Annotated in this window: 10 protein-coding genes; 2 read left to right on the top strand and 8 right to left on the bottom strand. The window is 67.3% G+C overall.

The annotated features are described in order from the left end of the window. The first annotated feature begins 368 nt into the window (after window positions 1-368). Window positions 369-593 carry a hypothetical protein gene (locus tag DIE15_RS16350; protein WP_057924529.1) on the top strand — a complete coding sequence of 75 codons (225 nt, stop codon included), beginning with the start codon at window positions 369-371 and terminating at the stop codon, window positions 591-593. A gap of 248 nt (window positions 594-841) precedes the next feature. After that, complete coding sequence (gene gor / locus DIE15_RS16355; RefSeq protein ID WP_124833800.1) at window positions 842-2,197, top strand: glutathione-disulfide reductase; 1,356 nt, start codon at window positions 842-844, stop codon at window positions 2,195-2,197. 85 nt (window positions 2,198-2,282) lie between these two features. On the opposite strand, the gene DIE15_RS16360 is transcribed toward gor, so the two are convergent. From DIE15_RS16360 to DIE15_RS16395, 8 genes are all read right to left on the bottom strand, one after another. Next, window positions 2,283-3,584: an FAD-binding oxidoreductase gene (locus DIE15_RS16360; RefSeq protein ID WP_124833801.1), complete on the bottom strand. Its 1,302-nt coding sequence runs from the start codon at window positions 3,582-3,584 to the stop codon at window positions 2,283-2,285. Window positions 3,585-3,609: 25 nt separating this feature from the next. Continuing rightward, window positions 3,610-4,914 (bottom strand): FAD-binding oxidoreductase, encoded by a 1,305-nt coding sequence (locus DIE15_RS16365; RefSeq protein ID WP_124833802.1) that lies wholly within the window; start codon window positions 4,912-4,914, stop codon window positions 3,610-3,612. Between the two features lie 112 nt (window positions 4,915-5,026). Continuing rightward, entirely contained in the window at window positions 5,027-6,604 is a 1,578-nt protein-coding gene (locus tag DIE15_RS16370; RefSeq protein ID WP_124833803.1) for a DUF3138 family protein, read from the bottom strand. A gap of 102 nt (window positions 6,605-6,706) precedes the next feature. Beyond that, a complete protein-coding gene (locus DIE15_RS16375) occupies window positions 6,707-7,546 on the bottom strand; it encodes an ABC transporter permease subunit (protein ID WP_057924524.1) in 840 nt (279 codons plus the stop codon). After that, entirely contained in the window at window positions 7,543-8,529 is a 987-nt protein-coding gene (locus DIE15_RS16380) for an ABC transporter permease subunit (protein WP_057924816.1), read from the bottom strand. Before DIE15_RS16380 ends, DIE15_RS16375 begins: the two co-directional genes overlap by 4 nt. A gap of 10 nt (window positions 8,530-8,539) precedes the next feature. Next, window positions 8,540-9,694: an ABC transporter ATP-binding protein gene (locus tag DIE15_RS16385; RefSeq protein WP_124833804.1), complete on the bottom strand. Its 1,155-nt coding sequence runs from the start codon at window positions 9,692-9,694 to the stop codon at window positions 8,540-8,542. Window positions 9,695-9,884: 190 nt separating this feature from the next. Continuing rightward, window positions 9,885-11,003, bottom strand: a complete 1,119-nt coding sequence (locus tag DIE15_RS16390; RefSeq protein ID WP_057924522.1) for a polyamine ABC transporter substrate-binding protein — start codon at window positions 11,001-11,003, stop codon at window positions 9,885-9,887. 62 nt (window positions 11,004-11,065) lie between these two features. Beyond that, window positions 11,066-11,466 (bottom strand): aminotransferase class III-fold pyridoxal phosphate-dependent enzyme (locus tag DIE15_RS16395; protein ID WP_124833805.1); only part of this gene is annotated, 401 nt, incomplete at its 5' end.

Consider the following 11,466-nt stretch of genomic DNA (forward strand, 5'->3'; position numbering starts at 1 on the left):
CGCATGTGCCGGCTCCGGCTCCGGCTCGGCGCGCATCGAAGAGGCTCCCGCGGGAGCCTCTTTTTTTTCGTCACGCGAGCTTCAAGCGCGCGAACGACCATTCAGCGATCACTCCATCGGAAACGGCCTGTCCGTAAGCGTTCCGTCGGCAATCCGGAACATACTTTGACAGTGCGCGCGAGGCGTTTCCGCTACGCTGCGTGGATGATCCGCGGTGTGCCGCAGCACGCGCGCGGGCGTCGTTCCGGCGCGCGTTTTGCGTGCGGCCGGCCTGGTGCGTAACTTGTGTATCCGGTGATGACAAACACGGTCTGCCGGTTTTTTTTCGTGGGACGATGCGCTCACGATTTTCTTGAAAGGGGATGACAATGGGTATCCTGAACACCGTGGGTGAAATCGCTGGCGCCGTGGCGGCCGTCGAGGCAGCGGAGAAGGTCGATCCGGATGCGGGCCTGCTGACCAAGGCGGCGGCGGCCATCGCCGGCTTCAAGGGCGCCGAAGCGATCGAAGGCATGCTCGAGAAGAAGGAAGAGCAGCCCCCGCAGGCAGACGATACGCAGGCGACGGACGGCAGCGACACGTCGCAGGCCTGAGCATGGCGCTGGTTCCGCCGCGGGTGCGCCGTTCGCGTGCCCGGGCGGACCGGTGCCGCGCGGCCGGCAGGCCGGGCATGTGGTCGATCGGTGACGCATGGCACACCCGGCAGCCGGTTTGACCGGCGAGAGGCGACGTCTCTCGCCGTTTTTTATGAGCGCGCGCTGCGGCGCCACGCTCCGCACGAATTCCGGAATCTTGCTATCGTGCCGTCATCCGAACTGCTGAACAACGATGAGGGCTTGCGATGGATTTCAACTACGATCTGTTCGTCATCGGGGCCGGCTCCGGCGGCGTGAGGCTCGCCCGGATGTCGGCGTCATACGGCGCACGCGTCGGGATAGCGGAAGAGGAGCAGATCGGCGGCACCTGTGTGCTGCGCGGCTGCATCCCGAAGAAGCTGCTCGTCTACGCATCGCACTATCCGCACGAGCTCGAGGACGCGAAGGGCTTCGGCTGGACCTTCGGCGCCGGCACGCTCGACTGGCCGGCGCTGATCGCCGCGAAGGATCGCGAGATCAACCGGCTCAGCGACATCTATATCAACCTGCTGCGGCAATCCGGCGTCGAGATGCACGCGGGGCGCGCGACGCTCGTCGACGCGCATACGGTCGCCGTCGGCGATCGCACGATCCGCGCGCGCCACATCGCGATCGCGACCGGCTCGCGCCCGTCGCTGCCGCCGCGGCCGGGCATCGAACACGTGATCACGTCGCGCGAGGCGCTGTCGCTCGCGAAGCGGCCCGAGCGCATCGCGGTGGTCGGCGGCGGCTATATCGCGGTCGAGTTCGCGGGCATCTTCAACGGCTTCGGCAGCCATGTCGATCTCTTCTATCGCGGCGAGAAGATCCTGCGCGGTTTCGACGACGACGTGCGGCAATTCCTGACCGACGAGATGACCAAGCAGGGCGTCGCGATCCATTCGCGCGGGGTGGTCGAGTCGATCGCGCGCGCGGACGACGGCACGCTCTCCGTGCGCGTCGGCGATGCACAGCACGGGCCGTACGACGCGGTGCTCTATGCGACGGGCCGCGTGCCGAACGTCGAAGGGCTCGGGCTCGAACGCGCGGGCGTGCTGCTCGACGCGCGCGGCGCGATCGCGGTCGATGCGTATTCGGCGACGTCGGTCGAATCGATCCATGCGATCGGCGACGTGACGTCGCGGCCGCAGCTCACGCCGGTCGCGACGCGCGACGGCGCGCTGCTCGCGGCGACGCTGTTCGGCGGGCGCCGCGTCGCGACCGATCACGAATGGGTGCCGTCGGCCGTGTTCAGCCAGCCCGAGGTCGCGACGGTCGGGCTCACCGAGGCGCATGCGCGCGGCGTGTACGGCGAGCTCGACATCTACCGCACGTCGTTCAAGGCGCTGCGCCACACGCTGTCGGGCCGCGACGAGCGCACGCTGATGAAGCTCGTGGTCGCGCGCGACAGCCAGCGCGTGGTCGGCGCGCACATGGTCGGCCGCGACGCGGGCGAGATCATCCAGGGCATCGCGATCGCGATTCGCGCGGGCGCGACGAAGGCGCAGTTCGACGACACGATCGGCATTCACCCGACCGCGGCCGAGGAGTTCGTGACGATGCGGCAGAAGGTGGTCGAGTAGCGGGAACCGTGCCGTCGCACCGGGTAAAAGGGAGACGGCCGCGCGCGAGCGCGGCCGTTTCGCATGGGGCGGCCGTGCCGCCGGCTCAATGCACGCCGAACGCGTCGAGCAGCCGATACCAGCTCATCGCGAGCACCAGCGCAGGCGTGCGCAGCGTCGCGCCGCCGGGGAAGTCGCGATGCCGGACCTTGTCGAACAGGTCGAAGCGGCTCGCCTGGCCGTCGATCGCCTCGGCGATCAGCTTGCCCGCGAGCGCGGTCGTGTTCACGCCATGCCCCGAGAAGCCCTGCGCGAAATACATTGTCGGCGCGACGCGCCCGAAATGCGGCGCGCGGTTCATCGTGATGTCGACGAAGCCGCCCCATGCGTAGTCGACCTTCACGTCCGCGAGCTGCGGGAACGTCTTCAGCATGTCCGCGCGCATCGCGTCGGCGAGATTGCGCGGCGGCCGCGTCGAATAGCTGACCTTGCCGCCCCACACGAGCCGCGTGTCGGGCGCCGGCCGGAAATAGTCGAGCACGAAGCGGCTGTCGCAGACGGCCGCGCGCGCGGGCATCAGCGCGGCGGCGCGCGCTTCGCCGAGCGGCTCGGTCGCGATCACGTAGGTGCCGACCGGCATGATTTTCTTCGACAGCGCAGGCGCGAGCGTGCCGACATACGTGTTGCACGCGAGCACGACGAAGCGCGCGCGCACCTGCCCCTGGTCCGTTTCGACGACATGACCGCCCGTGACGTCGCGCACGCGCGTGACGCAACTGTCCTCGTGGATCCGCACGCCGGCATCGGTCGCCGCGCGCGCGAGCCCGAGCGTGTAGTTCAGCGGATGCAGGTGGCCGCTGTCGGGGTCGTACAGGCCGCCGCGATAGCGCGCCGACTGTACGTAGTCGCCGAGCGCGTCCGCTTCGACGAAATGCAGGCGCTCGTAGCCGAAGCGCTTCGCAGCCTCGTCGCGCCAGCGCTTCAGCGCATCCGCGTCGCGCTCGGTGTTCGCGGCGGTCAGGTAGCCGGGCACGAGCGCGCAGTCGATGTCGTGCTTCGCGATGCGCGATTTCACGAGCGACAGCGTTTCGAGCCCCATGTCCCAGATCCGCTTCACGTCGCCTTCCGGCATGAAGTTGCCGAACGTATCGATGTCGCACGCGAAGCCGCCGATCAGCTGGCCGCCGTTGCGCCCGCTTGCCGCCCATCCGACCCGCGACGCCTCGAGCACGGTCACCGAATGGCCGCGCTCGGCGAGGTTGAGCGCGGCGGACAAGCCGGTGAGGCCCGCGCCGATCACGCACACGTCGGCGGTGGTCGCGCCGGCGAGCGGCGCATGGCGGGTCGTATCGTTGGCGCTAGCCGCGTAGTACGACGCGGCGTGCGGCTGGTTGGCGAATGTCTGCATGATAAGGATCGCGAAGGAAGGGGGCTCAGAACAGCTCGCGCACGCGGTGGTACAGCATCCCGAGTTCGAGCGCAGGCTGCCGCCACGCGTCGCCGCCGGGAAAGCGCCGGTGGCGCAGCCGCGCGAACAGGTCGAACGCGCCCATGTCGCCCGCGATCGCGCTGGCGATCGTGCGTCCGGCGATCCCGGTCAGCGCGACGCCGTGTCCGCTGAAGCCCTGGACGTAGAAGAAGTTCGGATCGAGCGCGCCGAAGTCGGGCGCGCGATTGCGCGTGACGTCGACGAAGCCGCCCCATGCGTGCTCGACGCGCACGTCGGCGAGCTGCGGAAACACGCCGACCATGCGCTGCCGGATCGTTTCGGCGAGCGTGTCGGGCGACGCGCCCGCGGAGTTCGCGCGGCCGCCGAACAGCATCCGGTGGTCGGCCGACAGCCGGAAGTAGTCGAGGAAGAAGTTGTTGTCGCACACGGCTTCGCGCTGCGCGATCAGCGCATCGGCACGTGCGCGGCCGAGCGGTTCGGTCGCGATGATGGTCGACGCGATCGGCGCGATGCGCGCGGCGGTGGCGGCCGGCAGTATGCCGCCGGGGCCGGCGTTGCAGCACGACACGACGAAGCGGCAGCGCACTTCGCCAGACGGCGTGCGCACGACCGGCCGGGCGCCGCGCACGACGTCGAGCGCGGGCGTATGCGCATGGAGCGCGACACCTTCGCGGCGCGCGGCGTCGGCGAGGCCGAGGCAGTACTTGAGCGGATGCAGGTGGCCCGACAGCGGATCGTAGACGCCCGCCAGATAGCGGGACGACGCGATGCGTGCACGGATCGCGCCGGTGTCGAGCCACGACAGCGACGGATGGCCCCAGCGCGAACGCGCGGCCTCCATCCATGCGCGCAGGTCGTCGATGCGGCGCGGCTTCGTCGCGACCGTCAGGTAGCCGCGCGTGAAGTCGCAGTCGATCCCGTAGCGCGCGATCCGCTCGGCGATCAGCGCGACGCCGTCGAGCGACAGCGACCACGCGGCGCGTGCGCCGGCGGCGCCGAGCTGTTGCTCGATCACCTCGTCCTTCGCGAAGCCCGTGATCGCCTGGCCGCCGTTGCGGCCCGATGCGCCCCAGCCGGGCCGGTGCGCGTCGATCACCGCGACCGACAGCCCGCGCGCACGGCAGTCGAGCGCCGTCGACAGGCCCGCGAAGCCCGCGCCGATCACGCACACGTCGACGTCGATCGCATCCTCCAGCACGGGGTCGTCGGCTGCCGGCCGCGTGGCGGTCGCTTCGTAGTACGAGTCGCGCGCGAGCGCATCGGCACGGCGGGTGAAAGACTGCGTCATCAAACCGGCTCCCTCGAAGATGGCCGGCGCCGGTGCGCGATGCACCGCGAGCCGGCCGGGTGAAACGGCGCGGGACGCCATGCTTGCGACACGGCATCCCGCGCGGCCTGCATCAGAACGAATAGATGAACTGCGTTGCGAGCAGGTCGTTGGACTTGCCGTACGAACCGTCGTTGCGCAGGAACACCTTGTTGTTCGCCCAGTCGTGCCGGTATTCGACCTTCACGGTGATCTGCTGGGTCGGATAGAACAGCAGGTCGAGCGCGACGTCCTGGCGGATCGCCCCCTTGCAGTCGAAGCCCAGGCCGCCGTTCGCCTTCGACGTCGCGAGGCAGTCCGCATCGACGCCGAAGCCGTTGTACGGATCCATCCCGTTGCCGTTCAGCGCGATGCCGCCACCGCCGCCGCCGTTCTTGCTGTTGACGAGCGCATCGTAGCGCAGCGTCACGCCCATGCGGCCGACCACCGGCGCGTTGAACTTGCGGTGCGCGAGCAGCGACAGGCCGTACCACTGCGCGAGCCCGCCGTTGTACGCCGCATGCTGCTGCTGGCCGTAGTCGAGTTCCGCGTTGTACTGGATGTCCGCGAGCGTGTAGGTCGCATCGGCTTCCGCGAAGAAGAACGTGCCGTATGCGTTCGGCGCGGCGCCGCCCACACCGTACGACACGTTGCCGGTCGTCGGGTCGATCGCGCTCGGCAGCGTCTGGCGGCCGATGTTGAACGACCCGCCGATGTCGAGCGCGCTCGACCACGTATAGTCCACGCGGCCGGTGAAGGTCGGCACCTTGTTGCTGGTCGTGATCGGATCGCCGAGCGCGTTGGTGCCCGTCTGCGTGACCGAGCCGTACGTGCGGTACTGCTCGTTGCCGAGGAAGAACTTCCACGCCCAGTTGCCCTTCGTGTAGTTCGCGCCCGCACCGACGTAGCTGCCTGGATCGGAGAAGTCGTACAGCAGGTTGTGCGTGAGCGTGAGCATCTGGTTCGACTGCTGCACCTCGTAGCCGCCGAAGCTCGGGATCAGGCCGGCGACGAGCGTCGTCGTCGCGCTGATCGGCACGTTGACGACCGCGGTGTTCAGCAGGTTGTCGGTGATCGAGCCGCGCGAGTTCTGCAGCAGCGTGATGCCGTTGCCGCGGTTCGGCATCAGCGTGATCTCGGCCGACGGCGCCATCGGGCCGACGCCGAAGGTCTTCTTGATGTCGAGGTAGAGGTCGCCGAACGTGCTGTTGAAGTAGTTGTACGCGTTCTCGTGGTTCGCGAACAGGAACGACGACGTGCCGGCCGCGCGGTTATAGATGTAGGTCGGGTCGATGTAGCCCGTGACCGACAGGCCGGCGAGCGGCCCGGTGTTGGCCGCGTCGGTCAGCGAGTCGACCTTCAGCTGCTGGTTCGCGATCTGCTGCTTCATGTCGCTGACTTCGTCGTTGGTCAGCGCGGCCTGGGCACGGCCGTAGTCCGGCGAGGACGGATCGGCGGCCACGATCACCGGTTTGCCGCCGGCCGTCGTGCCGGCCTGCGCGACCGGGGCGCCGCCGGGCTTCGCGGCGAGCTGCGCCTGCATCGCCTTCATCTGCTTCTGCAGCGCGGCAACCTGCGCCTGCAGTGCCTTGATTTCGGCGGAGGTCGAGCCGGCCAGCGCGATGCCCGGCAACGCGCCGGCCACCAGCAGGCAGATCAGTTTCTTCTTCATTGCGGATTCTCCTAGTCGTGCGCTTGTCAATGTGCGTTTCGGTTGGCGCGCCGCATCGCGCGGCGCGCCGGTCTTGTTATCGAGGGATGGGGAAGCGGGGCTTCATGCCGCCGCGAACGCGGCCTTCATGTCGGCCACCCGACGCCGTTCGCGCGCGATCATCATCTGGTTCACGACGATCACGCCGATCGTCACCGCCGTGATGAACAGTGTCGCCAACGCGTTCATCTCCGGGTTCAGCCCGAGCCGCACGCGCGAGAACACCACCAGCGGCAGCGTCGTCGAGCCCGGCCCCGACAGGAACGCCGACAGCACCAGGTCGTCGATCGACAGCGTGAACGACAGCAGCCACCCCGACAGCAGCGCCTGCGAGATCAGCGGCAGCGTCACGACGAAGAACACCTTCAGCGGCGTTGCGCCCAGATCCAGCGCCGCTTCCTCCAGCGACTTGTTCATCTCCTTCACGCGCGACTGCACGATGATCGCCACGTACGACACGCACAGCATCACGTGACCGATCCAGATCGTCACCATCCCGCGCCCCTTCGGCCAGCCGAACATCTGCTCCAGCGCGACGAACAGCAGCAGCAGCGAGATCCCCTGGATCACTTCCGGAATCACCAGCGGCGCGTTGATCATCCCCGTGTACAGCGTGAAGCCCTTGAAGCGGCCGAAGCGCGCGAGCACGAAGCCCGCCCACGTGCCGATCACGACCGACGCGGTGGCCGTCAAGAGGCCGATCTTCAGCGACAGCCACGCGGCGGTGAGCAGCTCGTCGTCTTCCAGAAGCGCCGCGTACCACTTCAGCGAGAAGCCCGACCACACCGTCACCAGCTTCGACTCGTTGAACGAGTACACGACCAGGCTGATGATCGGGATGTACAGGAACAGGAAGCCGAAGGCGAGAACGCCCGTCGACAGCGGTTTGCTCGGCTTGATCATTTCGCTTCCTCCAGTTCCTTGACCTGGTAGTACTGGAACAGCGCCATCGGCACCAGCAACAGCAGCACCATCGCGACCGTCACCGCGGACGCCATCGGCCAGTCCATGTTGTTGAAGAACTCATCCCACATCACGCGCCCGATCATCAGCGTGTCGGCGCCGCCGAGCAGCTCCGGAATCACGTACTCGCCGACCGCCGGGATGAACACCAGCAGGCTGCCGGCGATGATCCCGTTCTTCGACAGCGGCAGCGTGATGCGCGTGAACGCGACCCACGGCTTCGCACCGAGGTCGTATGCGGCCTCGAGCAGCGTGAGGTCCATCTTCACGAGGTGCGCGTAGAGCGGCATCACCATGAACGGCAGGTACGAATAGACCATCCCGATGTAGACGCCCGCGTCGCTGTGATAAAGGCGCAGCGGCGTGTGGATGATGCCCAGCGCGATCAGCGCGTGGTTCAGCAGGCCGTCGTCCTTCAGGATGCCGATCCATGCGTACACGCGGATCAGGAACGACGTCCAGAACGGCAGCATCACGGCCATCATCAGCACGTTGCGTCGCGCCGGCTCCGAGCGCGCGATGTAGTACGCCATCGGGTAGCCGATCAGCAAGCACAGCACCGTCGACACGGCGGCCATCTTCAGCGAGCTGAGGTAGGTCGCGATGTACAGGTCGTCCTGCAGCAGGAACGCGTAGTGCGATAGCTGCAGCGCGAAGTGCACGACGCCGTCCTTGAACTCGACGAGCGACGTGTACGGCGGGATCCCCATCACCTGGTCGGCGAAGCTGATCTTGAACACCAGCACGAACGGCAGCGCGAAGAAGATCGTCAGCCACAGGAACGGCACGCCGATCGCGACGCTGCGGCCCGACGGCAGGAAGCGCGACAGCGCGGCGAAGCGGCTGCGGCGGGCGCGGCCGGCGCCGGCGCTTGCGGTGCCCGTCGACACCGGGGCGGACGAAGTGGAAGCGGAGGTTCTCATCATGTCGCCCTCACTGCGTCAGCACGACGCCGCTGGCCGGCGACCACGACACGAACACGTCGTCGTTCCACGACGGCGCACCGTCGTGCATCAGGTGCGAGCTCGACAGGTTCGACACCACCGTCTTGCCGCTCGGCAGACGCACGTGATACAGCGAGTAGCTGCCCATGTAGGCAATGTCGGTCACGACGCCGCGCGCCCAGTTGTGATGCGAACCGGGTTTCTCGCGCGATACCTGCACGCGCTCGGGCCGCACCGAGATGCCGACCGGCATCCCGAGCGGGCCGGTCACGCCGTGGCTCACGTACATGCGCGCTTCGAGGTCGTCGCTCTCGACGAAGATGTGGTCGGGCTCGTCCTCGACCACGCGTCCTTCGAACAGGTTCGTCGACCCGATGAACTCGGCCGAGAAGCGGCTGTTCGGGTATTCGTACACTTCGCCCGGCGTGCCGATCTGCACGATCTTGCCTTCGCTCATCACCGCGAGGCGGCTCGCCATCGTCATCGCCTCTTCCTGGTCGTGCGTGACCATCACGCAGGTCACGTCGACCTTCTCGATGATGTTCACCAGTTCGAGCTGGGTCTTCTGGCGGATCTTCTTGTCGAGTGCGGACATTGGCTCGTCGAGCAGCAGCAGCTTCGGGCGCTTGACGAGCGAGCGGGCGAGCGCGACGCGCTGCTGCTGGCCGCCGGACAATTGGTGCGGCTTGCGCTTCGCGTACTTGCTCATCTGCACGAGCGCGAGCGCGTCGGCCACGCGTTCCTTGATCTCGCTCTTCGGCGTGCCTTCCTGCTTCAGCCCGAACGCGACGTTCGACTCGACCGACATGTGCGGGAACAGCGCGTACGACTGGAACATCATGTTCACCGGGCGGCGGTACGGCGGCAGCGACGCGAGGTCTTCTCCGTCGACGAAGATCTTGCCGGAGGTGGCCGTCTCGAGCCCCGCGAGCATGCGCAGGAGCGTGGACTTGCCGCAGCCCGAGCTGCCGAGCAGCGCGAACAGCTCGTTTTTCGCGATCGTCAGGTTCACGTTGTCGACGGCCGTGCTGTCGCCGAACTTCTTCACGACGTTTTCGATGCGCACGAACGCGTCGTTCTTCGAACGGGCCACGGCGGCCGGTTGGGTATGGCGTGCGGCAGCGGAAGAGGGTATCGATTGCATGGGAGTCACCATTCGTTCTTCACGGATTGCAGGCGTGAGCGTTCCCGCGCGAGGCGCGCAACGCGACTCGCGGACAACGGCTCGTGCCGGATGGAACAGGGCGCGCGGTGCGCGCGGGCGGACGGAATGTCCGCGGATCCCGGGCGGGCAGGCGTTCAGCCGATGCCTGCGCCGCCGCGAGGGTTCGCGATCAGTGGCCCGTCTTCAGCTGCGCCCACAGACGGTTCTCGAGGCGCAGGATGTCGGCCGGCATCGGCTTCATCAGCACCATCTTCTTCAGCACGTCCTCAGGCGGGTAGACGGTCGGGTCCTGCGCGACGGCCGGCGTGACGAACGGGTGCGCGGCCTTGTTCGCGGTCGGGTAGAACACCGTGTTGGTGATCGCCGCGTTGACCTTCGGATCGGACACGTAGTTGATCCACTTCAGCGCGGCCTCGGGGTGCGGTGCGTCCTTCGGGATCACCATCACGTCGAACCACAGCAGGCCGCCTTCCTTCGGGTTCGCGAACTTGATGTCGTACGAACGCTTCGCTTCCGCCGAGCGGCGGTGCGCGATGCCGATGTCGCCCGACCAGCCGAGCGCGACGCACACGTCGTTGTTCGCGAGGTCGTTGATGTAGCCGGACGAGTTGAACTGGGTGATGTACGGACGGACTTTCTTCAGGACTTCGAATGCAGCCTGGTAGTCGCCGGGGTTGGTGCTGTTCGGATTCTTGCCCATGTACTGCAACGTGGCCGCGAACACGTCAACGGCCTGGTCGAGGAACGACACGCCGCAGCCCTTCAGCTTTTCCATGTTGGCCGGGTCGAACACGAGTGCCCAGCTGTCGACCGGCGCCTTGTCGCCGAGCGCCTTCTTCACCGCCTGCGCGTTGTAGCCGATGCCGTCCGTGCCGTAGGCCCAGGGAACGCCGTACTGGTTGCCCGGATCGGCGTCCGAGATCATCTTCATCAGCAGCGGATCGAGGTTCGCGAGGTTCGGAATCTTCGACTTGTCGAGCTTCTGGTACACGCCGGCCTGGATCTGCTTGGCCATGTAGTTCGACGTCGGCACGACGATGTCGTAGCCCGAGCTGCCGGCAAGCAGCTTCGCCTGAAGCGTGTCGTCGCTGTCGTAGTTGTCGTACTTGACGTGGATGCCCGTCTGTTTCTGGAAGTTCGGGATCGTGTCGGGTGCGATGTAGTCGGACCAGTTGTAGACGTTCAACTCGTCGGCGGCATGCGCCGACGGGCTGGCGACCGACGTGAACGCGGCCGCGGCGGCAAGGGCCGCGACGGAACAGGCTTGGCGAAGAACGCTGGAACGCATGGTGGAATTCCCCTGGATGATGGTGGCGTGCGGCGCCCGCCGCACGCCTGTAGGCAAAGCCGTTACGAAAGGCCCAGCTGCTGGGCGGTCGCATCGACGGCCTTCTTCGCCTTCGATACGAGTTCGTCGATTTCCTGACGCGAGATCACGAGCGGCGGCGACAGCAGCATCCGGTCGCCAGTCGCACGCATGACCAGGTTGCCGTTGAAGCAGAAGTCACGGCAGATCGTGCCGACGTCGCCGCCGTTCGCGAAGCGGCGGCGTTCGGCCGGCGCTTCGGCGAGCTGCAGGCTCGCGACCATCCCGTGACCGTGCACTTCGCCGACGATCGGATGACGCGCGAATGTCTCGCGCATCAGCGCCTGGAAGTACGGGCCCGTGTCGGTCTTCACGCGCTCGACGATCCCTTCGTCGCGCAGCAGCTTCAGGTTCGCGACCGCGACGGCCGCGGCGACCGGGTGGC

The organism is Burkholderia sp. Bp9031, assembly GCF_003857965.1.
In the GTDB taxonomy this organism is placed as follows: Bacteria; Pseudomonadota; Gammaproteobacteria; order Burkholderiales; family Burkholderiaceae; genus Burkholderia; species Burkholderia ambifaria_A.

Coding starts and splice junctions, on each gene's coding strand:
- gor (WP_124833800.1), top strand. CDS start 842: ATGGATTTCAACTACGATCTGTTCGTCATCGGGGCCGGCTCCGGCGGC.
- DIE15_RS16350 (WP_057924529.1), top strand. CDS start 369: ATGGGTATCCTGAACACCGTGGGTGAAATCGCTGGCGCCGTGGCGGCC.
- DIE15_RS16385 (WP_124833804.1), bottom strand. CDS start 9,694: ATGCAATCGATACCCTCTTCCGCTGCCGCACGCCATACCCAACCGGCC.
- DIE15_RS16370 (WP_124833803.1), bottom strand. CDS start 6,604: ATGAAGAAGAAACTGATCTGCCTGCTGGTGGCCGGCGCGTTGCCGGGC.
- DIE15_RS16375 (WP_057924524.1), bottom strand. CDS start 7,546: ATGATCAAGCCGAGCAAACCGCTGTCGACGGGCGTTCTCGCCTTCGGC.
- DIE15_RS16390 (WP_057924522.1), bottom strand. CDS start 11,003: ATGCGTTCCAGCGTTCTTCGCCAAGCCTGTTCCGTCGCGGCCCTTGCC.
- DIE15_RS16380 (WP_057924816.1), bottom strand. CDS start 8,529: ATGAGAACCTCCGCTTCCACTTCGTCCGCCCCGGTGTCGACGGGCACC.
- DIE15_RS16365 (WP_124833802.1), bottom strand. CDS start 4,914: ATGACGCAGTCTTTCACCCGCCGTGCCGATGCGCTCGCGCGCGACTCG.
- DIE15_RS16360 (WP_124833801.1), bottom strand. CDS start 3,584: ATGCAGACATTCGCCAACCAGCCGCACGCCGCGTCGTACTACGCGGCT.